We start from the raw sequence: 21,951 nt of genomic DNA on the forward strand, positions 1-21,951 counted from the left end.
GAGTACAGCAAAAACGGTGAGGGCGGCGGTCCAGCCGGAGCGCCGCCACACCGACTGCGGGCGGTGGTGGTGCGGCAACGACAGCGTCATACCAGCATCGATCACCCCGCGGCGCCACACGGAAACGCCGAACCAGATGTCGGCGGCCCACACTGAGCGATCGTTCGGGCGTGCAGGAAGATGGTCGGATGGCGAAGGAACTGTGGCGACCCCCGGCAGACGTCCGCGACCGCACCCGCATCGGTGTGTTCCTGCGGTGGCTGTCCAGCGAGCGGGGGCTGGAGTTCGAGGACTACCAGCAGTTGTGGCAGTGGTCGGTCGACCATCCGGCGGTGTTCTGGCAGGCGATCTGGGACCACTTCGAGGTCATCGCGCACCAGCCGGCGACGGCGGCGCTGCCCGACGCGCGGATGCCCGGCGCCGACTGGTTCCCGGGCGCGCGCCTCAACTACGCCGAGCACGTGCTGCGGATGCCCGGCGTCGCCGACGACGAGCCGATCGTCCTGGCGTATTCGCAGACCAGGGAGCCGGTCACGCTCACCGCTGCCGAGCTGCGCGAGCAGGTGCGCCGGGCGCAGGCGACGCTGCGGCGGCTGGGCGTCACCGAAGGTGACCGGGTCGCGGCGTACGCGCCCAACATCCCCGAGACCTTCGTCCTCATGCTCGCCACGGCGGCCCTCGGCGCGATCTTCTCCAGCTGCGCGCCCGAGTTCGGCACCCGCTCGGTGGTCGACCGGTGGCAGCAGATCGAGCCGAAGGTGCTGGTCGCCGTCGACGGTTACCGCTACGGCGACAAGGCCGTCGACCGGCGGTCCGAGGTCGCGGCGATCCGGGCGGCGCTGCCGTCGCTCGAGGCATTCATCGAGATCCCGTACCTGCACGGGACCGCGAGTCCCTGGGACGACGGCGACGACGAGCTGACCTTCGCGCCGGTGCCGTTCGCGCACCCGCTCTACGTGCTGTACTCCTCCGGGACCACGGGCCTGCCGAAGCCGATCGTCCACGGCCACGGGGGCATCCTGCTCGAGCACCTCAAGATGCTCGCCCTGCACCACGACCTCGGCGCCGGCGACCGGTTCTTCTGGTTCACCACTACCGGCTGGATGATGTGGAACTACCTGGTCTCCGGCCCGGCGGTCGGCGCCGCGATCGTCCTCGTCGACGGCAACCCCGCCCATCCCGACCTGGGCTGGCTGTGGCGGGTCGCGGCCGAGTCCCGCACCACCTACTTCGGCACCTCGGCGCCGTTCCTGCTTTCCTGCCGAAAAGCGGCGCTGGTACCACGTGAGCTCGCCGACCTGTCCGCGCTGCGCGGTGTGGGCTCGACCGGTGCCCCGTTGCCGCCCGAGGGGTTCGAGTGGGTGTACGAGACGGTCTCGGACCGGGTGCTGCTCGCCTCCGCGTCCGGGGGCACCGACGTGTGCACGGCGTTCGTGGGTGGCGTGCCGCTGCTGCCCGTCCACGCGGGGGAGATCGCCTGCCGGGCCCTCGGCGCCCGGGTCGAGGCGTACGCGGCCGACGGCACCCCCGTCATCGGCGAGCTCGGCGAGCTCGTGATCACCGCGCCGATGCCGAGCATGCCGGTCGGGTTCTGGGGCGACGACGACGGGTCCCGGTACGCCGACGCGTACTTCGGCACCTACCCCGGCGTGTGGCGGCACGGCGACTGGATCACCATCGACGGCACCGGTGCCTGCGTGATCACCGGCCGCTCCGACGCCACGCTCAACCGCGGTGGCGTCCGGCTCGGCACCAGTGAGTTCTACTCCGTGGTGGAGAGCCTCGAAGAGGTCGTCGACTCGGTGGTCGTACACCTCGAAGATCCTGAGGGAGGAGCGGGCGAGCTGCTGCTGTTCGTGGTGCTGCGCCCTGGCCTGACGCTCGACGACGCGCTGCGCGCCGCCATCGGGCGGGAATTGCGCACCGCCCTGTCCCCGCGGCACGTGCCGGACCAGGTGTTCCAGGTCGACGCGGTGCCGCGGACGCTGTCGGGCAAGAAGCTGGAGGTGCCGGTGAAACGGATCCTCACCGGCACACCCGTGGACCAGGCCGCCGCGAAGGGCGCCCTGGCCAACCCGGAGTCGTTGCGCTACTTCGAGGCGGTGCGAGCCGCTAGAGCGTAGGTCCCACGGTGACGCCGACCTGCTCGGAGCCGGCCCGCGCGGGCAGCTTCGACAGGTCGGTGTTGACGCTGAGCACCACGCTCGCCCCCACCGACAGCGGTGCCAGCAGCCAGTCGAGGGGGTACGGGTAGGCGTCCGCGTCGATGAGCACCCGGCCGCCCGTGATTCCCAGTTCGGCGGCCCGGGTCTGGGCGCGCTCCAGCACGGTGGCATGGCTGTCGAGCGAGCCGTCGGTCTTGAGCAGCGCCCCGGTGTCCGCGGCGACGGCCGCGCCGGGGAAGTAGTCGCCGTGCTGGCGGGCCGAGATCACGTAGTCCGCCCAGCCGGCCGGCACCTCCCGCAGCGGCAGGCCCATCGGTGCGAGGCCGAGGACGAACCGGTCGGCGGGTCCGGTCGGCACACCAGCCTCGACGGCCCGCAGCGAGGCGAACTCGATGTCGGTGCCGGCCGCGGTCGGCTCGCCGTAGGCCACGGTGACCCCGGCCGACCAGAGGCCGAGCAGCACGGCCGAGGTCTGCCAGTGCGGCGGGAGCCAGACGCCGGCGGTGTCGCCGGGGCCCAGGCCGCACCCGTCGACCAGCAGGTTCGCCGTCTTCGCGACCCAGTTGGCAAGCGTCGCGCCGGACAGTTCGATCCGTTCGCCGGTGGCATCGTCGTAGAACGTCAGCAGCGGAAGTGACGGGTCTCGACCGACATTTGCCGCGAAGAGTGAAGGAACTGTATTTCCCATATGTCCGGAAAATCCTCCCATAGCATCTCCAATCGGGTTCTTTCGTGGTGTGCGATGGGGGTATGGGCAATGCGACGATACCGGCGGCTCAACCTTGTCGCCGTCGGCGGCGTCGCCGTCGCCCTGCTGAGCACCGGCGGTGCCATCGCCGACCCGCGCATCCCGTTCCTGCCGCCGCCCCCGAACCTCGCCGAGCCGATCCGGTGGGCCAACCCTGAGAAGGCCAACGCCAGTCCCGGGGTGGCCACGCAGGTCACGCGGATCCCGCTGGGCAACTTCGACCGCCCCGCCGCGGGCGTCACCGCTGCCCCAGCCGTTGCTGAGCGGTACGCACGGGGTGCGAAGGCCCGGACGCTCTCCGTCACCCGCGAGGCCACCGCGCCGTTCAGCGCCGTCGGCGTCACGTGGCAGGAGACCGGCCGGATCGGCGCCGTCAAAGTCGCCGTTCGTCACCATGTCCCCGGCGGTGCGTGGAGCGCCTGGCGCACCGTGGACGCCGGCGAGGCCGACCGTGACATCGCGCCCGGCCGGGCCCAGCGGGGCGGCGCCGAACTCGTCTGGACCGGCAAGGCCGACGGCGTGCAGCTGGCCGTCACCACCACCGGTGGACCCGCGCCGCACGACATCGCCGCCGACCTCATCGACCCCAACGACGCGCCCAGCGACACGGTGCCGGCCGCGCCGGTCACCGAGAGTCAGCTCGTCGGGCTGCGGCCGTCCATGCCGACCATCCTGCGCCGGGCCAGCTGGGGCGCCAACGAGCAGCAGATGGACTGGCGGCCGCAGTACGCCCCGTACGTGAAGGCCGTCGCACTGCATCACACCGCCACCGGCAACGAGTACACCCCGGAGGACGTGCCGAAGATCCTCCGGTCGATCTACCAGTACCAGACGGTCAGCCGCGGCTGGGGCGACATCGGCTACAACGTGCTCGTGGACCGCTTCGGCCGGCTCTGGGAGGGCCGCTCCGGCGGGCTGTCCCGGCCGGTCGTCGGCGCCCAGGCCGGCGGGTTCAACACCGGCACCGCGGGCATCGCGATGATCGGCGACTTCCGCACCGTGAACGTCCCGCAGGTCGTCCAGGAGGCCGCCGCGCAGTACACCGCCTGGAAACTTTCACTGCACCAGGCCATCGACCCGCACGGCAGCGTCAGCCTCACCGGCGGCGGGTCCACGTCGAAGTATCCGGCCGGCACCACCGTCACGGTGCCGCGGGTCTTCCCGCACCAGCAGACCAACCCGACCGAGTGCCCGGGCGCCAAGGGCCTCGCCGCGCTGCCCTGGATCCGCGACCGCGCGGGCGCGCTGCTCGGCGACCTCGTCAAACCGGAGCTCGTGCGGACGCTGCTCGCGGTGTACCGCCCGAGCGACGGCACCGTGCATCTGCAGGGTGTGCCCGAACCCGTCTTCACCAGCGCCCCGAACGAGATCCCGGTCGCGGCCGACTACAACGGCGACGGCAGGGACGACGTCGCGACCTGGTCACCGACGACCGGCAACTGGAGCATGCTGCTGAGCGGCGAGGGCCGCAGGACCGTCCAGTGGGGTCTCCCCGGTGACGTGCCGGCCCCCGCCGACTTCGACGGGGACGGCACCGCCGAGCTGGCGGTCTTCCGGCCGGCGACCGGCATCTGGTACATCAAGGGCATCGGTGAGGTGCAGCTCGGCGTGCCCGGCGACGTGCCCGTCCCGGCCGACTACACCGGCGACGGCCGGGCCGAGGTCGCCATCTGGCGCCCGTCGACCGGTCTGTGGGCGATCAAGGCGCTGCGCGAGTTCAAGGTGGGCGGGCCCGGCCAGTTCGCCGTCCCCGCGGACTATGACGGCAACGGCACGATCGACGCGGCGACCTGGTCCCCGGCCACCCAGCAGTTCACCATCGACGGCCAGCCCGCCATCCGGTTCGGCGGTGCCGCCGGCCGGCCCGTCTCCGCACAGTACGACGGCGACGGCCGGGCCGATCCGGCGGTGTTCCACGACGGTCGGTTCGACATCCGCGATGCGGGCGGCTACGACGTCGGCGCTCCCGGTGACATCGCGATGCCGTTGAGTTGAACGTCGGTTCCGTCGACACGCCCTTGTCGCGTCGTGGACATCGATCACCCGGGGTTCGGGCGTAGGCTTTGCCTGACGTGTCGCGCCTGGCTTCGCCGGCGTATCGCGTCCGTGAGTGATCGCGTCCGTGAGTGATCGAGTTCGTGAGTGTTCGAAGGAGACGCCAAGTGACCCCCGGCCGTCCGCCCCGCGTGCTAGTCGACGCCACGAGTGTTCCAGCCGACAGAGGCGGTGTAGGACGCTACGTCGATGGGCTCCTCGGCGCCCTGGCCGCGCTCGACGCGGACCTTGCCGTGGTCTGCCAGCGCACCGACGCAGAGCGTTACGGACGGTTACTGTCCGGTGCTCGGATCATGGCCGCACCGGCCGCCGCGGCGCATCGCCCGGCCCGGCTCGCCTGGGAGCAGACCGGCCTGCCGATGCTCGCCCAGCAGGTCGGCGCCCAGGTGCTGCACTCGCCGTTCTACACGTGCCCGCTGCGCGCCGGCTGCCCGGTCACCGTCACCGTCCACGACGCCACCTTCTTCACCGAGCCGGAGCACTACGACAAGTCCCGCCGCACCTTCTTCCGTTCGGCGATCAAGACGTCGCTGCGCCGCGCCAGCCGGGTCATCGTGCCCAGCAAGGCCACCCGTGACGAGCTGATCCGCCTGCTGGACGCCGACCCGACCCGCATCGACGTCGCCTACCATGGCGTCGACCCGGACGCGTTCCACGCGCCGAGCGACGACGAGAAGGCCCGCGTCAGGGCCCGCCTCGGGCTCGGCACGACCGAGTACATCGCGTTCCTCGGCGCCAAGGAGCCCCGCAAGAACGTGCCCAGCCTCATCCGCGGCTGGATCTCCGCCGTCCGTGACCGGCCCGACCCGCCGGCCCTCGTCATCGCCGGTGGCCAGGGCCACGACGACGAGATCGACGGCGCCCTCGGCGAGGTCCCCAGCCACCTGCGCCTGCTGCGCCCCGGTTACCTGCGATACGCGGACCTGCCCGGCTTTCTGGGCGGCGCCGTCGTCGCCGCCTACCCCTCCTTCGGCGAGGGCTTCGGCCTGCCGATCCTGGAGGCCATGGCCTGCGGCGCGCCGGTGCTCACCACGCCCCGCCTGTCACTGCCCGAGGTCGGCGGCGACGCCGTGGCGTACACCGGCCCCGGCACCGACGAGATCGCCCGCGATCTCACCGCCCTCCTCGACGACAACGAGCGCCGCAACGCCCTGGCCAAGGCCGGTGCCGCCCGCGCCAAGGAGTTCACCTGGGAGTCGAGCGCCGAGGTGCACCTCGCGGCCTGGACCCGGGCCGCCGCCCCGCGTGGTTAGGCACCCCGCGTCACCTTCTGAAACCCCGTCAGGCGATTTTGGTAATGGATATGACACCGCCGAGTTGCTGGAATGCATGCTCGCCTGGGCATGATGAGCCTGTGTTCTACGCGGTCATTCCTGCAGGAGGCAGTGGCACGCGGCTCTGGCCGCTGTCGCGAGCCGGTCATCCCAAGTTCCTCCACGCGCTCACCGGCACCCCGTTGTCGCTGCTCCAAGCGACCTTCGGCCGGCTGAGCGAGCTCGCGACACCGGAGACCACGTTCGTGGTGACCGGTGTGGCGCACGCGGCGGCCGTGGCCCGGCAACTCCCCGGCCTCCCAGAGGGCAACATCCTGGTGGAGCCCACCCCACGCGACTCGTGCGCCGCCATCGGCCTCGCCGCGGCGGTCATCGCCCGCCGCGACCCGCACGCCGTCATGGGCGCCTTCGCCGCCGACCAGCTGGTCCGCGACGTCCCCGCCTTCACCTCCGTGTTGCGGGCGGCGATCCGCGGCGCCGAGGACGGCCTGCTGATGACCATCGGCATCACCCCGACCCACCCGGAGACCGGCTACGGCTACCTCCACGTCGGCGAGCCCACCGGCTCGGGCGACGTCTGCAAGGTCGCCTCCTTCGAGGAGAAGCCCGCCCTTCCCCTCGCACAGGCGTACGTCGACTCCGGCGAGTACCTGTGGAACGCCGGCATGTTCGTCTGGCGCGTCGACGTCTTCCTCGACGAACTCGCCCGCCAGCAGCCCTCGCTGCACGACGGCCTGGTCCGCATCGCCGAGGTGTGGGACACCCCCGACCGCGAAGAGATCCTCGCCCAGATCTGGCCCGACCTCACCAAGATCTCCGTCGACTTCGGCGTCATGGAGGGCGCCGGCGTCGCGGGTCTCGTCGGCACCGTCCCCGGCCAGTTCGGCTGGAACGACGTCGGCGACTTCCACACCCTCGGCGAACTCCTCGAGACCGACACCGCGGGCAACGTGGTCGTCAACCTCGACCCATCGGCCCCCACCGGCGTCATCATGCAGGACGCCGAACGCGTCGTGGTCGTCCCTCAGTCGGGCCGCCTGGTCGCCGTGGTCGGCGTCAACGACCTGATCGTCGTCGACACCCCGGACGCGCTGCTGGTCTGCCCCCGCTCCCGCGCCCAGGACGTCAAGAAGCTGGTCGACCGCCTGAAGGAACGCGGCTCGGTCGAGCTCCTCTGACCACCCGCCTGCGGGACGATCTCTGCGAACAGGGAGACAATTCGGACCTGGACTCCGAATTGTCTTCCTGTTGTCGCTCTGGTTGATGACTGTTGCCCCTGAGAACAGTGATCGACCAGGTACTCGCGCACCCCGCCGTCCGGGCGGCAGGTCCGTGACTTCGATCTGTGCGGGGTCTTGTCCAGCGGGTGGTGGCGCGACCAGCGGAACGACTTCCGGGGTCAGGTGCCCGGGGATCCCTCGGGTTGTGGGGAGCCCGGCCACGACGCCCGCGTGTTCCGCGCCGGGGTGGGGGCGTGTGGACGCCTCATGCGCTTCACGCTTCATCGAGACACGGCGGTGGATGCGGCGGCTCGTTCGTGATCCACGGCGCCACCCGGCCGCCACGACAGCGGACGCGACCCAGCGTCGGGGCTGGTGTCCGGTTCGGGCGTGTGTGGCCTTTGTGCCAGCAGGTTCGGCGGGGCGCGGGTTGGAACGTTGACCCGCGTCCTGGTTCGGGCGCGAGTGGCCCTTGCGTCGATACGTGTGGTGCCGGCGGGGCCGGCGCTGGGTTGGTCTGGAGCTTTGATCTGCGTGCGGGGCCGGTGCTTGCGGCCTCGCGCCCGCGGGCTGGTCATGGCCGGGCTGGTCGTGCCGGGCGTAGTCGTGGCCGAGTTGGTCGTGGTGGTGCTGGTCGTGCCGGGCGTGGTCGTGGCGGGGGTGGTCGTGGCGGGGGTGGTCGTGGCGGGGGTGGTCGTGGCGGGGGTGGTCGTGGCCGAGTTGGTCGTAGCCGGGCTGGTCGTGGTGGTGCTGGTCGTGCCGGGCGTGGCCGGGTTGGTCGTGCCGGGCGTGGCCGGGTTGGTCGTGGCGAGGCTGGGTCAGGTGCGTCTGGCCCAGGCGAGCGCCGGGGCGACCAGCGGCTCGGTGGCGCCGGCGAGAGGGGTCGGCAGGTCGTCCGGGGCGAACCAGCCCAGCGCCGCGGACTCGGCGCTCACCGTTTCGACGGCACCGGCTGGGGCGATGGCGGCATAGCGGATGTCGTAGTGCAGGGACGGGACGCCGGCGCACTGGACGTGGTGGACGTCGAGGTCGATCGGGGCTTCGCTGATCCGCAGCCCGGCGATGCCCGACTCCTCGGTCGCCTCGCGCAGCGCGGCGGCGGCCATGCTCGTGTCGCCGGGCTCGCAGTGGCCGCCGAGCTGGACCCAGCGCTTGATCCGGCCGTGCAGGCACAACAGGACCCGCTCGGCGGTCGAGTCGACAACCAGGGCGCTCGCCGTGACGTGGGCGCCTGGGTGCTCCCGCCACACCGTCGAGGTGTCCCGGAGGACGAACTCGATGAACCGGCGTCGGGTCGCCTCGGCCTCCTCGGTGGGGGCCGTCCACTGGGTCAGCACCGCGAGTGCGTCATCGTGCAACGTCGTCATAGTGACGGCAGGCTACCGCGACCGACAGTGAGCACGCCGAGGGGCACGCCACCTTCCGGGACATCGACTCCGGAAAGGTCGACCTGATCCAGCTCCAGCCAGCCGGAGGGCACCCCGTCGGCGGCGAGCCGCGCCCGGATCCGCTGGACCTCCATGCCGGCCTCCAGCGCCCGCCGCAGATCCCCGGCCGGCGCCCACACCAGCAGCGACTCCTCAACCGACACTGCCGACCCGGCCACCGCCGCCAGCCCCGCGACGGCAACCGGCTCGGTGACGGCAACGGGCTTCGTGGCGGCAACCGGTCCGGTGACGGCAGCTGGCTCCGTGGCGGCAACCGGTTCCGCGACGGCAGCCGGACCCGCAGTGGCAGCCGGAGCCGCTGCGACCGGCAGGACGCCGCCCGGCGAGTCGGTGGCCGGCGTGCCGCTGGAGGGCGAACGGTCGGCAGGCACGGCCGGGGAAAGCGAACGGTCGGCGGGCAGGGCGGTGGAAGGGACGGGTGGAAACACGAGCGGTGGGGTGTCGCGGATGTCGGCTGCGGCGCGCAGGCCCTTGGCGACGGCCTCGGCGGTGCCGAGGGAGAACAGGTCGGCGTCGGCGCCGCGGATCAGGGCCGCCGCGCCGGTGCCGGGGCCGTCGGGGCGGATGGGCAGGCCGCGCACGACCGCCACCGGGACCTGGCCGGTCTTGCCCTTGACCAGGTCGGCGGCGCCGGCGAGCTCGTCGATCACGGCCATCTGGGTCAGCTGGAGCTCGTTGCCATACGGGTCGAGCACGCCGCGGTAGTCGGTCACGGCGTCGATGCCGGCGGCGCCGATGGCGACGTCGGTCAGGCCCATGCGCCAGGGGCGGCCCATGGTGTCGGTGACGACGACGGCGACCCGCAGGTCGAAGCGCTCGCGCAGCTCGTCGCGCAGCCAGCGGGCCGAGGCGTCGGGATCCTTGGGCAGCAGCACGAGCCGGGTCGGCTCCACATTGGACGCGTCGATCCCGGCGGACGCGAGCACGAAGCCGTGATGGGTCTGCACGATCTGCGTCCCGCCGCGGCGGGCGACGACCCGGGACGTCTCGGCGCGCAGGATCGCCTCGCGGGCGGTCTCGCGGGCCGGCTCGTCGAGGGGCACGTCGACCAGCTGCCCCTCGGCCTTGCTGACGATCTTGCTGGTGACGACGAGGATGTCCCCGTCGGCCAGCCACGGCGCGGCGGTCGTGATCAGCGCGGCCAGGTCGTCGCCGGGACGGACCTCGCCGATGCCGGTGACCGCCCGCACCTCGAACCCGACGGCCGCCGCCGCGCCCCCGCCGACCAGCTCCGGACCGGCCATGCCGGTCCCTCCGCTGCGCTCCGGGCCGGTCACACCGCCGCCCCCGCCGCCGAGCTCCGGGCCGGTCATGCCACTCCTGCCAGGGACAGCGCCTCCCGGACGATCGCCGAGGTCGCGGGCACGTCGGTCATCCACAGGGGGCGGGCGCGGACGGTCAGGCCGGGCACCTCGACGCCGGTGTCGGTCTCGTCGACCAGCCATCCGTCGAGGATGCCGCCGGACGTGCGGGCGCCGAACAGGCCGGCGACGCCGGCGGGGCTGCACTCGACGTCCATCACGGCGAGGCACTTGTCGGCCATGCCGCGCACCGGGGCGGTGCCGATGATGGGGGACACCCCGACGACCGGGGCGGTGCCGGTGGCGACCGCCTCGCGGATCGCGGGGACGGCCAGGATCGGCGCGACGGAGACGACCGGGTTGCTGGGGGCGACCAGCACCACGTCGGCGGCCGCGAGAGCGTCCAGGACGCCCGCGGCCGGCTTGGCGGCCTCGGCGCCGACGAACACGAACCGGGAGGTCGGGATCTCCGCCCGGTGACGGATCCACCACTCCTGGAAGTGGATCGCGCGGCTGGCGCCGTCGACCTCGACGACCGCGTGCGTCTCGACCCGGTCGTCGCTGGCCGGAAGCATCCGGATGCCGGGCTGCCAGCGGTCGCAGAGCGCCTCGGTGACGGCGGACAGCGGATAACCCGCGTCGAGCATCCGGGTGCGCACCAGGTGGGTCGCGATGTCCTTGTCGCCGAGGCCGAACCAGGTCGGCTCCGCGCCATAGGCGGCGAGCTCCTCCTTGACGGTCCACGTCTCGCCGACGCGTCCCCAGCCGCGCTCGGGGTCGGCGCCGCCACCCAGTGTGTACATGACGCTGTCCAGGTCGGGGCAGATCCGCAACCCGTGCAGGGTCACGTCGTCGCCGACGTTGACCACCGCGGTGACCTCCGCGCCCAACTCCTGCCCCACCGCGCGCACTCCGAGAAGGAAGCGCGCGCCACCGATCCCGCCGGCCAGAACCACGATCCGCATGTCACTCATCCTGCCCCACGGGTATGACAGTTCCGGTGCCGGCCGGGACCGACCACGCACGCGAACTTTCCCTTCGAGGGCTAGGCTGCGAGCGACCTGTCGCGTGACCGCTAGATCTTGGGGAGAGCCAGTGAGCACCCAGCCACCCGATCCGACCTCCTCGGCGGCGCCGCACCCGGCCTACGCCACCGGACCGGCCACTTCGTCGTTCCAGCCGCAGCCGCAGCCGCAGCCCGCTCCGGCGCCGGTCGACGTGAAGAAGGCCCGTGGGCTCACCCTGCCGTATCGCGAACTGGCGGCATTCGTGCTGCTCGGCGTGGTCGCGGCATTCCTGCTCGCCGGGTTCATCTCGCTGCTGACCACCCTCACCGGCGAGTTCCTGAGCAACGCGGGCGGAGCGTTCGGCGCCTTCGTCTCGATCGAGACGGTGGCACTGCCGATCCTCGCGGTGCTGCTCGCCACCCACATCGACCCCGTGGTGCCGAAGGCCAGGACCATCGTTCTGATCGCGCTCGTGGAGTATGCGGTCGCGGCGCTGTTCGGCCTGGTCATGCTGCTCGCCAGCCTGATCGGCGATCTGCGTCCGGATTCGGTGCGGGTGGGGATCGCCCTCGCCGTCTTCCTGACCCGGCTCGGGGGTCTCGCACTGCTCGGGCTGGGCCTGTTCCTGGTCATCCGGATCTACCTCGGCGCCTACGCGCCCCCGAAGCCGGCACCGGGCGTCTACGGCCAGCCCGGGTACCCGTACGGCCAGCCGGGCTACCAGTACCCACCGCAGCAGCAGTATGCGCAGCACCCCGGCTACCAGCAGCAGCCCGGCGCCGCCCCGCAGCAGGGTTACCAGCAGCCCTACCAGCAGCAGCCGGCGACCGGCGGCTGGTCGAACCCGGCGACCACGGGCACCGGACAGGTCGTGCCCGCAGCCCAGCAGGCCTACGCCACGCAGCCGATCAACCACCCCGCGGCGCAGGCGTCAGGAGCGCCCGCCTCAGGTGCACCCGCGCCGGGCTACAACCCGCAGGCGGCCTACAACCCGGCGACCGGTGCCCCGGCGTTCACGGCACCCGCGTACGCCCCGCAGCCCGAGACGACCGGGTCGACCGAGCCGGTGTCGGCGGCGCCCGCGTCGACGCCGCCGCTGAGCTCGCCGTTCGCGACGTACACGGCGCCCGCGGCCACCCAGCCGGTGTCGGCGCCGCCGGTCACCCCGCCCGTCTCCGCGCCCCCCGCGACGAGCACTGTCGACAGCGCGGCCGACAACACGGCCGCCAACCCGGCTGACAACACGGCGCCGGGCACCTCCGAGACCGCCACGCCTCCGGGTGGCTTCGCGGCGGCGGGCTGGCCGGGCGGGTCCTCGACCCACCCGACCTCGGATGCCGCGACGGGCGAGCCGGTGGCGCAGCAGCCGGTCGAGGACACCGGCGACGGCGCCGCCTCACCGTTCGGCAAGACCGGTGCGTTCCCGGCGGAGCAGGAGCCGGCGACCCAGGCGGCCCCGGTCAGCATCGCGAAGGCCGACGCCGATCCCGACGCCACCGCCGCCTACACGCCGGTGCCGGCCCCGGAAGCCCAACCGGCGACGACGGACCAGCCGGCCGCGGGGGACCAGCCGGCGCAGACCACCGACGCGGACGCCACCCAGGCGCACCCGGCGGCGGCCGACCCGGACGCCACCACGGCGTTCACCCCGGCCGGTCACCCGGCGCCCGCCGGTCAGGACGACCCCGACGCGACCACGGCCTTCACGGCACTGGCCGCCGGGCACACCGCCCAGCCCGGCACCGACGACGACGGCGACGACACCCAGCGCACCCAGGTGATCCCGCCGAAGTCCTGAGCACCCGCGAACCGATCAACTGTGGGCATCCGCGCAGAACGCCGCGGGTGCCCACAGCCGTAAGGAGAACAGTCACATCGGGTGCGTGGGCCGATCGGCCCGGCGGCGGCCTACGCTGCAAAGCGTGACGTCTGTAGTCAGAGGTACCGAGGGCAACGCCATGCGCCGGGCGCTGCGCCGCGCGGCGGACGGCCGTGCCCTCGACGTGACCGAGGCCGCCGTGCTGCTCACCGCGCGGGACCAGGCCCTCGACGACCTGCTCGCCGTTGCGGGCGCGGTCCGCGACGCGGGTCTTGCCGACGCCGGGAGGCCGGGCGTCGTCACGTATTCCCGGAAGGTCTTCATCCCGCTCACCCGGCTGTGCCGGGACCGGTGTCATTACTGCACGTTCGCGACGGTGCCGCACCGGCTGCCCAGCGAATATCTGGAGATCGACGAGGTCCTCGCGATCGCGAAAGAGGGCGCGGCGCAGGGCTGCAAGGAGGCCCTGTTCACCCTCGGCGACCGCCCGGAGGACCGCTGGGACCAGGCGAAGCGCTGGCTCGACGAGCGTGGCTACGACTCGACCCTGGACTACCTGCGGGCCTGCGCGGTCGCGGTGCTGGAGGAGACGGGCCTGCTGCCGCACCTGAACCCCGGCGTGCTGTCGTGGGCGGAGCTGCAGCGGTTGAAGCCGGTCGCGCCGAGCATGGGCATGATGCTGGAGACGACCGCCACCAGGCTGTGGTCGGAGCCGGGCGGCGCGCACTACGGCTCGCCGGACAAGGAGCCCGCGGTCAGGTTGCGGGTCCTGGAGGACGCGGGCCGGGTCGGGGTGCCGTTCACGACCGGCATCCTGATCGGCATCGGCGAGACGATCGAGGAGCGCGCCGAGTCGCTGTTCGCGATCCGCAAGGCGATGCGGGAGTTCGGCCACATCCAGGAGGTCATCGTCCAGAACTTCCGCGCGAAGCCGGACACGGCGATGCGCGGCATGCCGGACGCGGAGCTGCACGAGCTGGCCGCGACGGTGGCGGTGGCGCGGCTGGTGCTGGGCCCGAAGGCCAGGATCCAGGCCCCGCCCAACCTCATCGACGACGAACACGGCCTGCTGCTGCGGGCGGGCATCGACGACTGGGGTGGCGTCTCGCCGGTCACCCCGGACCACGTCAACCCCGAGCGCCCTTGGCCGGCAATTCAGGATCTGTCCGAAAAATCCGAACAGCACGGCTTCACCCTCAAAGAGCGTCTCACCATCTACCCCGAGTACGCCAGAAAAGGCGTCCCGTGGATCGACGCCAGGCTCGCGGAACACGTCGAAGCCCTCATGGACCCGGAAACCGGCCTCGCCAAGGAAAACACCAGGCCGGTGGGAAGACCCTGGCAGGAGCCCGACGGTGGCATTCAGAGCAGCGGCCGCACCGACCTGCACGAGACCATCGACACCGACGGACGCACGGCTGACCGCCGCGGCGACTTCGACGCCGTCTACGGCGACTGGCAGGAGGTCGCGAGCCGGATCACCGCCGCCCCGGCGAAGGGCCTGGACGAAAAGGTCCACAGTGGACTGAAGTTGGCCGAGAGTGATCCTGGCAAGCTGCTGCTTCCACGGTACGAGGCCGAGGCGCTCGCGTTGTTCAATGTGGACGGTGCGGGACTGGAGGCGCTGGCGCGCATCGCCGACGACCTGCGCCGCGAAGCGGTCGGCGACGACATCACCTACGTGATCAACCGGAACATCAACTTCTCCAACGTCTGCTACGTCGGCTGCCGGTTCTGCGCGTTCGCCCAGCGGGAGCGCGACGCGGACGCGTACCGGCTGTCCTACGAGGAGGTCGCCGACCGGGCCGAGGAGGCCTGGCAGGCCGGCGCCGGCGAGGTCTGTATGCAGGGTGGCATCGACCCGAAGCTGCCCGTCGGCGCATACGCGGAGCTGGTCCGGGCGATCAAGGCCAGGGTCCCGGGCATGCATGTGCACGCGTTCAGCCCGATGGAGATCGTGACGGCCGCGTCGAAGGCCGGTGTGTCGATCCGCGACTGGCTGAGCCAGTTGAAGGAGGCGGGCCTGGACACGATCCCGGGCACCGCCGCGGAGATCCTCGACGACGAGGTCCGCTGGGTGCTCACCAAGGGCAAGCTGCCGACCTCGGCCTGGGTCGAGGTGGTGACGACCGCGCACGAGCTGGGCATCCGGTCGAGCTCCACGATGATGTACGGCCACGTCGACCACCCCGGCCACTGGCTCGGCCACTTCCGGGTGCTCGCCGGCATCCAGGACCGCACTGGCGGCTTCACCGAGTTCGTGGCGCTGCCGTTCGTGCATCACAGCGCGCCGATCTACCTCGCCGGCATCGCCCGGCCGGGGCCGACCTGGCGCGACAACCGGGCCGTGCACGCGATGGCCCGGATCCTGTTGCACGGCCGGATCGACAACATCCAGTGCTCATGGGTGAAGCTCGGCGACGAGGGCACGGTGGCGATGCTCAACGGCGGCGCCAACGACATCGGCGGCACCCTGATGGAGGAGACCATCTCGCGGATGGCCGGCTCGGAGCACGGCTCCGCGCGGACCCGGGAGGAGCTGGAGGCGATCGGGAAGGCCGCCGGCCGTCCGGTGCGCCAGCGCACCACCACCTACGGCGAGGTCGCCGCCAGAACGTAGAGGCGCCCAGCAGGTAGGACGCCGGGGGTGAACTCCGGATGATTCGCGCCGGGGGTGAGGGCGCCGGTCGGCCTCACCCCGGGTGTAGACGCACCGGGTGAAATCGCGTCGGCCGGCAGGGCGCCGGTCGTGGGCACCATGGCCATGACCGCGACAAGGCCGCCGAGCACGAAGATCCGTAACAGCCGCCGGCGGGGCCAGACGATTGCGAGGATCAGCGCGCCGCCGGCGACCTTGAACGGGTGCGTGCGGAGCTGGACGACGGGCCAGCCGACGTGCGGCAGGATCAGGCGGACCGGCCCGATCACCTGTCTTCGCTCGACCGGGCGGGCGTCCGCGCGCTGGTTCGCGTCGCCCTTGACCGTGAATGTGCCGTCCTCTGCCTGGGCGACGACCCGGTGCGTGACCAGCCCACGCGGGTCGGTGTAGGTGACAATCTCATAGACGGCCAAGGATGTCGCGGTCGGATCGACGAGGATCAGATCCCCGGCGTGCAGTGCCGGCGACATCGACTCCGACGTGACGACATAGGGCTTCCAGCCGAGGCCGACGATGCCGACCGTGAACAGGACGACGCTCACCGCGGCGCCGAGCAGCAACCGCCTGATCACGACGGCATCCCAGGACAAGCGCAGAACTCGAAGTTTCCCCGCACATCGGCGTATTTCGGCCGCCGATCGGAGTGCTTGAGCAGACTCGCCGAGAGTCTTCCGGCGCGTCCGGCGTGTCGCCCGTTACCTCCGGCGGGGCTTGCTCGGTATGGGTACGGCACGGGGTGCAAGCGATCGCCCGAGCGGGCCTATTTATCAGGTTCGGCTTGACGACGCACGCATTACACGCGTGTAATTTCACGGGGGATGTTCGAGGGGATGACCGAAAGTTGGGCATCTTTCGGGCATAAAGAAACACCGCGCCGAGGAACAGCAACCTTGTAGGACATGCGCCTTCCGCGTGGGGGGTTGCGCCGGCTTCGCCGCCGGCGCGCAAGAAGGAGGCACGCTGATGGACGGCCGACCAGTCGTGGCCGACCTGCTGGGTAACGCTCCGGAGTGGCAAGAACGCGCCTTGTGCTCGCAGACCGACCCGGAGGCATTCTTTCCGGAGAAGGGTGGGTCAACCCGAGAGGCCAAGCGCATCTGCTCACGCTGCGAGGTCCGGGCGGACTGCCTGGAGTACGCGCTGGGGCACGATGAGCGCTTCGGGATTTGGGGTGGGCTCTCGGAACGCGAGCGTCGCAAGCTCAAACGACGCGCTGCCTAGCAGGTCGCAGGTTTGTGAGGGGTTCCGGCCGCGAGGCTGGGACCCCTTATGCGTCCGGTGGGATCACCCGGAGATGACCGCGGCGACCCTGCTGGTGCGGGTGGTTGCCGGGGTCCTCCTTGTGCGGCGCGGGGCGGGCGGCCTCGCGGACCGCCTCGGCGAGCGCGACCAGATCGTCGCTGGACGGCGGCGGGGGACCGTATTCGCCTTCGTGCCGGACCAGGTCCCAGCCCCGCGGCGCGGTCAGGCCGCGGGCGTGGGATTCGCACAGGTCATAGGAGTGAGGCTCGGCGAATGCCGCGAGTGGACCGACAACTGCGGTCGATTCGGCATAAATGTACGTCAACGTCGCAACGGGCTGTCGGGGGCATCCGTTGCGCGAGCATCGACGTGGGGTCCTCACGGCCGAACCGTATCGTCCCGCGGGCCCGAGCCCAACCCCGAAGCCGTACGACACGCCGTGGTGACCACGCCGACACGCCCTTCCGGTTGACGAACGGCCCCCCGAAGTGGCATGGACGATCGCGACGTGGCGCCGGAACGCTGCCGGGTCAGTTGTGGCGCTACGCTGACAGCGTGGCGAGCCCAGATCGACGACGCAGCGGACCGGGACGGCGTGGCCGCGACCGGCACGGTCGGGGGCTGCGCGGGCGGCTGGTGCCCGCCTCGCTGCCGATGTCCCGGACCCGTGCGGAGATGTTCGACGACCTGGTGCTGGACTCCGTCGAGCAGCTGGAGCAGCGCTTCGCCAACGAGCTGGCCGGGGTCGAGTTCGCCGTCGAGGACGTCCCGCCGGACCTGAACGTCTACGACTCCGACGTCCTGGAGGACGGCGAGGTGCCCCTCGCCAGGCTGCTGCCGGGCCGTCCCGGCCGGCACGGCGTCCCGCCGCGCATCGTGCTCTACCGGCGCCCGCTCGAATTCCGGGCCGCCGACCACGACGACCTCGCGGACCTCGTGCACGACGTCATCCTGGAGCAGGTGGCCAATCTTCTCGGGGTGGCTCCGGAAGATCTGGAACCGTAGGTCACCCACCGAGCACCCTCGCCATCAGCGCGGCCCGGCGCGACGGGCGGCCGGTCCGTGACTCCGACGCGTCCGCGCCGATCATCACCCGCAGGCTGGTGTTCACGCCCAGCCAGCGCAGCGGCTCCGGCTCCCATCTCGGCGAGCGGTGCCCCACCCACGGCAGGCCGACCAGCGCCGAGTCCTGCTTGCGGATCAGATCGGCGAGGGTACGGCCGGCGAGGTTGGACGTGCCGACGCCGTCGCCGACGTAGCCGCCCGCCCAGGCCAGTCCCGTGACGGGGTCGAGGCCGACGGACGCCATCCAGTCCCGCGCGATGCCCAGCGGGCCGCCCCAGGTGTGCCCGACCTCGACGGAGCCGAGCGCCGGGAACAGCTCGCCCAGGACCCGCCGCAGCTCGGCGAACACCCGCGGCGACGCGTCGAACGACGGCGCGACCGCCGACCCGAAGTGGTACGGCGCGCCCCGCCCTCCGAACGCGAGCCGGTCGTCGGCGGTGCGCTGCCCGTAGATGATGAGGTGCCGGTGGTCGGAGAACGTCTCGCGCTGCGCCAGCCCGGCCGAGGCCCAGAACGACGCCGGCAGCGGCTCGGTCGCGATCATCAGCGAGTAGACGGGCGCGATCGCCCGGCGCAGTCCCGGCAGCCGGGGTGTGAACCCCTCGGTGGCCCGCACCACGATCGGCGCCCGCACCGTCCCGTGTGGAGTGTCGGCCCGCCCGGCAGTGATGGACGTGACCGGGGTCTGCTCGTGCAGCCGCACCCCGAGCCGCTCGACCGCGGATGCCAGGCCACGCACGAGTTTGGCCGGCTGGATCGCGGCGCAGTGCGGCGTGTACGTGCCGCCGAGCACGTCGGTCGCCCCGACCCGTTCGGACGCCTCGGCCGCGGACAGCAGCCGCAGGTCGATCCCGAGACCCTGCGCCTCGGCGACCTCGTGTCTGGCCCGCTCCAGCTGCACCGCCGACCGGGCCAGCACGACCGTCCCGCCCTTGGCGTAGTCGCAGTCGATGCCTTCCAGCGCCGCGACCCGTCCGACCTCGTCCACTGTGGACTCCATCGCGGCGTTGAGCGCGCGCGCGGCGGGCAGGCCGTGGCTGCGGGCGAGCGCGGGCACCGACCTGGGGAACAGCGCCGAGCACCAGCCGCCGTTGCGGCCGCTGGCCCCGAATCCCGCGGTTTCGGCCTCCAGGACCACGATCCGCAGCGACGGGTCGGCCTTGGCGAGGTAGTACGCGGTCCACAGCCCCGTGTACCCGGCGCCGACGATGGCGACATCGGCATCGGCGTCGCCGGGCAACGGGGCGCGCGGCGGCACCGGAGGGAGCACGGACATCCAGAAACTCATCATTCCTCCTCGCACTCGATCGGTTCGCCGCGTTCAACGCGGAACGGCACTACCCCCGTCCACACGTCGAATCCCGCGTCCTCGGGGGAAGTGCCCGGCGGTCCGGCGCTCACCTTGACTGACACTTCGGCCAGGGAAAGTGCGAGGACGAGGGTGGCGGCCAGCTCCTTGCGTGACGGCGGCCGTACCACGGCCCACCGGCCGGGCACGATGTGCTCGCTGATGGCGGCGAGCGCCGGAAGCTTGTCGTCGACCACCGCGCATGAGCCGAGGACCATCACGGACCGGTAGTGCATCGAGGTCTCGAACGCGCTGCGGGCCAGGACCAGGCCGTCCAGCAGCGTCACGGTGAAGCAGCACGGCGCGCCCTGCGCCAGCAGGCGGAACAGGCGGCTGCCTGTGGATCCGTGGAAGAGCACCGAGGAGCCGGACCGGCCGTACGCGACCGGGATCGCGTACGGCTGTCCATCATGGACGATCGAGACGTGGCCGATCGTCCCCGCGTCGAGGATGTCGTGCAGCACGGCCGGGTCGTCGACCTGCAGTTCAGGAAGGCGACGGACCCTGGTGCGGTCTACAGGCGCGCCCATGCCTCGGTCAGCACCGAACGCAGGATCTGCTCGATCTCGATGAAGTGGCTCTCGCCGCAGTTCAGCGGCGGCGCCAGCTGGATCACCGGGTCGCCGCGGTCGTCGGCGCGGCAGTAGAGGCCGGCGTCGAAGAGCGCCTTCGACAGGAAGCCGCGCAGCAGTGCCTCGGACTCCTCGTCGTTGAAGGTCTCCTTGGTCGCCTTGTCCTTCACCAGCTCGATGCCGAAGAAGTACCCGTCGCCACGGACGTCGCCGACGATCGGCAGGTCGTACAGGCGCTCCAGGTAGGACCGGAACAGCGGCGAATTGGTCCGCACGTGCCCGTTGAGGTCCTCGCGCTCGAAGATGTCGAGGTTGGCCATCGCGACCGCGGCGCCGACGGGGTGACCGCCGTAGGTGATGCCGTGGGCGAACCAGTTGGCGCCCTCCAGGAACGGTTCGGCGAGCCGGTCGGAGGCGAGCATCGCGCCGAGCGGCACGTAGCCGGAGGTGAGGCCCTTCGCGACGGTGATGATGTCCGGCTGGTAGCCGAACCGCTTGGCGCCGAAGTACTCACCGAGCCGGCCGAACGCGCAGATGACCTCGTCGGAGACGAGCAGCACGTCATACCGGTCGCAGATCTCCCGGACCCGCTGGAAGTAGCCGGGCGGGGGCGGGAAGCAGCCGCCGGCGTTCTGCACGGGCTCGAGGTAGACGGCCGCGACGGTCTCCGGGCCCTCGAACTCGATCGCCTCGGCGATGCGGTCCGCGGCCCAGACGCCGAACTGCTCCTCCGTCATCGACTGGTCGGGCCGGCGGTAGAAGTTGGTGTTGGGCACCCGGAACGCGCCCGGCACGAGCGGCTCGAACTCCTGCTTCAGGACGGGGATGCCGGTGATCGACAGGGCGCCCATCGACGTGCCGTGGTAGGCGATCGAGCGGGACAGCACCTTGGTCTTCATCGGCTTGCCGGTGCGCTTGAAGTAGGAGCGGGCCAGCTTCCACGCGCTCTCGACGGCCTCGGATCCGCCGGTGGTGAAGAAGACCCGGTTCAGGTCGCCCGGGGTGAGGTCGGCGAGCCGGTCGGCCAGCTCGATCGCCTTCGGGTGCCCGTAGGACCACAGCGGGAAGTACGCCAGCTCGGAGGCCTGCTTGGCGGCCGCGTCGGCGAGCTCCTGCCGGCCGTGGCCGGTCTGGACCACGAACAGCCCGGACAGGCCGTCGAGGTAGCGCTTGCCGTTGCTGTCGTAGATGTAGGGGCCGTCCCCGCGGACGATCACCGGCACGGGCGCGTCGGCGTACGCCGACAGGCGGGTGAAGTGCATCCAGAGGTGGTCGCGCGCGGCCTGGTCGAGGCGCGCGGCGTCGGGCTGCTGGTCGGTCATCGGGTCCCCCACGCATAGGTCTGCTTGGCGAGTTTGAGATAGACGAAGGTCTCCGTGGCGGTGACGCCCGGGATGCTCCGGATCGTGTCGTTGAGGAGGTTGAGCAGGTGCTCGTCGTCGGTGCAGACGAGCTCGACGAGCAGGTCGTAGCCGCCGGCGCAGATCACCACGTAGTCGATCTCCGGCACCGCGGCGAGGGACTTGGCGACCGGGCGGAGGTCACCCTCGACCTTGAGCCCGATCATCACCTGGCGGGCGAAACCCAAGGTCAGTGGATCGGTCACGGCCACGATCTGCATGACGCCGGTGTCCAGCAGGCGCTGCACCCGCTGGCGGACCGCCGCCTCCGACAGGCCGACGACCTTGGCCAGGGCGGCATAGGACATGCGACCATCGCGCTGCAGCTGCTCGATGATCCGCTTGTTGACGTCGTCGAGGACGGGCTCGGTCACGTGTGGATTCTTGCCCAAGACCCCGCTGTTGGCAACTAATTCCATAGCCTGGTAACGAGAGATCTGCGGATTCGTGATCCCGCAGGAAGCCGTCGTCGTTAGGGACCGTATTTCCGTGGGGTGACGGCCGTAACCTCAGTTTGACCATATGGCGCTTTTCGTTGTGCGGCTCGATCGTGACAACGGAATCCCTTGTCTGTGATGGCACCTCGTGTCAGGATCGGTCGTCGGACACCACCCCCCAAGGTTCCGGC

Annotated in this window: 18 protein-coding genes; 8 read left to right on the forward strand and 10 right to left on the reverse strand. The window is 71.5% G+C overall.

Annotated features, from left to right (window positions below; all coding sequences use genetic code 11):
- Positions 1 to 188: 188 nt before the first annotated feature.
- On the forward strand, positions 189 to 2,123 hold the full coding sequence (locus ACFPIJ_RS54655; RefSeq protein WP_380127503.1) for an acetoacetate--CoA ligase: 1,935 nt from the start codon (positions 189 to 191) through the stop codon (positions 2,121 to 2,123).
- On the opposite strand, the gene ACFPIJ_RS54660 is transcribed toward ACFPIJ_RS54655, so the two are convergent.
- Entirely contained in the window at positions 2,113 to 2,874 is a 762-nt protein-coding gene (locus tag ACFPIJ_RS54660; protein ID WP_380127504.1) for a TIGR03089 family protein, read from the reverse strand. The genes ACFPIJ_RS54655 and ACFPIJ_RS54660 overlap by 11 nt on opposite strands.
- A gap of 48 nt (positions 2,875 to 2,922) precedes the next feature.
- Here ACFPIJ_RS54660 and ACFPIJ_RS54665 point away from each other — a divergent pair, with 48 nt between their 5' ends.
- The 3 genes from ACFPIJ_RS54665 to ACFPIJ_RS54675 all read left to right on the forward strand — a co-directional run bounded on the left by ACFPIJ_RS54665 (position 2,923) and on the right by ACFPIJ_RS54675 (position 7,420).
- Positions 2,923 to 4,908, forward strand: coding sequence for an FG-GAP-like repeat-containing protein (locus ACFPIJ_RS54665; protein ID WP_380127505.1), 1,986 nt, complete (start codon positions 2,923 to 2,925; stop codon positions 4,906 to 4,908).
- 167 nt (positions 4,909 to 5,075) lie between these two features.
- Entirely contained in the window at positions 5,076 to 6,221 is a 1,146-nt protein-coding gene (locus ACFPIJ_RS54670) for a glycosyltransferase family 4 protein (RefSeq protein WP_380127506.1), read from the forward strand.
- A gap of 101 nt (positions 6,222 to 6,322) precedes the next feature.
- Positions 6,323 to 7,420: a mannose-1-phosphate guanylyltransferase gene (locus ACFPIJ_RS54675; RefSeq protein WP_380127507.1), complete on the forward strand. Its 1,098-nt coding sequence runs from the start codon at positions 6,323 to 6,325 to the stop codon at positions 7,418 to 7,420.
- Between the two features lie 860 nt (positions 7,421 to 8,280).
- Here ACFPIJ_RS54675 and ACFPIJ_RS54680 read toward each other — a convergent pair.
- From ACFPIJ_RS54680 to cofD, 3 genes are all read right to left on the reverse strand, one after another.
- On the reverse strand, positions 8,281 to 8,829 hold the full coding sequence (locus tag ACFPIJ_RS54680; protein WP_380127508.1) for an NUDIX hydrolase: 549 nt from the start codon (positions 8,827 to 8,829) through the stop codon (positions 8,281 to 8,283).
- Positions 8,826 to 10,154 carry a coenzyme F420-0:L-glutamate ligase gene (locus ACFPIJ_RS54685; RefSeq protein ID WP_380127693.1) on the reverse strand — a complete coding sequence of 443 codons (1,329 nt, stop codon included), beginning with the start codon at positions 10,152 to 10,154 and terminating at the stop codon, positions 8,826 to 8,828. The genes ACFPIJ_RS54680 and ACFPIJ_RS54685 overlap by 4 nt, the downstream gene beginning before the upstream one ends.
- Positions 10,155 to 10,219: 65 nt before the next feature.
- Positions 10,220 to 11,176 carry a 2-phospho-L-lactate transferase gene (gene cofD, locus ACFPIJ_RS54690; RefSeq protein ID WP_380127509.1) on the reverse strand — a complete coding sequence of 319 codons (957 nt, stop codon included), beginning with the start codon at positions 11,174 to 11,176 and terminating at the stop codon, positions 10,220 to 10,222.
- A 130-nt stretch (positions 11,177 to 11,306) separates the two neighbouring features.
- On the opposite strand from cofD, the gene ACFPIJ_RS54695 reads away from it, so the two are divergent.
- Both ACFPIJ_RS54695 and ACFPIJ_RS54700 read left to right on the forward strand, forming a co-directional pair.
- Positions 11,307 to 13,016, forward strand: a complete 1,710-nt coding sequence (locus ACFPIJ_RS54695; RefSeq protein ID WP_380127510.1) for a hypothetical protein — start codon at positions 11,307 to 11,309, stop codon at positions 13,014 to 13,016.
- Positions 13,017 to 13,176: 160 nt separating this feature from the next.
- Positions 13,177 to 15,657, forward strand: a complete 2,481-nt coding sequence (locus ACFPIJ_RS54700) for a bifunctional FO biosynthesis protein CofGH (protein WP_380127694.1) — start codon at positions 13,177 to 13,179, stop codon at positions 15,655 to 15,657.
- Here the strand turns inward: ACFPIJ_RS54700 and ACFPIJ_RS54705 are convergent.
- A complete protein-coding gene (locus ACFPIJ_RS54705; RefSeq protein WP_380127511.1) occupies positions 15,630 to 16,268 on the reverse strand; it encodes a signal peptidase I in 639 nt (212 codons plus the stop codon). The genes ACFPIJ_RS54700 and ACFPIJ_RS54705 overlap by 28 nt on opposite strands.
- Before the next feature lie 391 nt (positions 16,269 to 16,659).
- Between ACFPIJ_RS54705 and ACFPIJ_RS54710 the strand changes: the two genes are divergently transcribed.
- The gene (locus ACFPIJ_RS54710; RefSeq protein WP_033364663.1) at positions 16,660 to 16,917 is read left to right on the forward strand and encodes a WhiB family transcriptional regulator; all 258 of its coding nucleotides are present in this window, start codon (positions 16,660 to 16,662) and stop codon (positions 16,915 to 16,917) included.
- 46 nt (positions 16,918 to 16,963) lie between these two features.
- Here ACFPIJ_RS54710 and ACFPIJ_RS54715 read toward each other — a convergent pair whose 3' ends face one another.
- Positions 16,964 to 17,320 carry a DUF3499 domain-containing protein gene (locus ACFPIJ_RS54715; protein ID WP_380127512.1) on the reverse strand — a complete coding sequence of 119 codons (357 nt, stop codon included), beginning with the start codon at positions 17,318 to 17,320 and terminating at the stop codon, positions 16,964 to 16,966.
- Positions 17,321 to 17,493: 173 nt separating this feature from the next.
- On the opposite strand from ACFPIJ_RS54715, the gene ACFPIJ_RS54720 reads away from it, so the two are divergent.
- The gene (locus ACFPIJ_RS54720; protein WP_033364641.1) at positions 17,494 to 17,943 is read left to right on the forward strand and encodes a metallopeptidase family protein; all 450 of its coding nucleotides are present in this window, start codon (positions 17,494 to 17,496) and stop codon (positions 17,941 to 17,943) included.
- Between the two features lies 1 nt (position 17,944).
- Here the strand turns inward: ACFPIJ_RS54720 and ACFPIJ_RS54725 are convergent, their stop codons facing one another.
- The 4 genes from ACFPIJ_RS54725 to ACFPIJ_RS54740 are packed head-to-tail and all read right to left on the reverse strand — an operon-like array spanning position 17,945 to position 21,742.
- Positions 17,945 to 19,291 carry an NAD(P)/FAD-dependent oxidoreductase gene (locus ACFPIJ_RS54725; protein ID WP_380127513.1) on the reverse strand — a complete coding sequence of 449 codons (1,347 nt, stop codon included), beginning with the start codon at positions 19,289 to 19,291 and terminating at the stop codon, positions 17,945 to 17,947.
- Positions 19,291 to 19,881, reverse strand: coding sequence for a pyridoxamine 5'-phosphate oxidase family protein (locus ACFPIJ_RS54730; RefSeq protein ID WP_380127514.1), 591 nt, complete (start codon positions 19,879 to 19,881; stop codon positions 19,291 to 19,293). Before ACFPIJ_RS54730 ends, ACFPIJ_RS54725 begins: the two co-directional genes overlap by 1 nt.
- Entirely contained in the window at positions 19,866 to 21,245 is a 1,380-nt protein-coding gene (locus ACFPIJ_RS54735; RefSeq protein WP_380127515.1) for an aspartate aminotransferase family protein, read from the reverse strand. Before ACFPIJ_RS54735 ends, ACFPIJ_RS54730 begins: the two co-directional genes overlap by 16 nt.
- Entirely contained in the window at positions 21,242 to 21,742 is a 501-nt protein-coding gene (locus ACFPIJ_RS54740) for an Lrp/AsnC family transcriptional regulator (RefSeq protein ID WP_380127516.1), read from the reverse strand. Before ACFPIJ_RS54740 ends, ACFPIJ_RS54735 begins: the two co-directional genes overlap by 4 nt.
- Positions 21,743 to 21,951 lie beyond the last annotated feature (209 nt).

This window comes from Dactylosporangium cerinum, assembly GCF_042653625.1.
In the GTDB taxonomy this organism is placed as follows: Bacteria; Actinomycetota; Actinomycetes; order Mycobacteriales; family Micromonosporaceae; genus Dactylosporangium; species Dactylosporangium cerinum.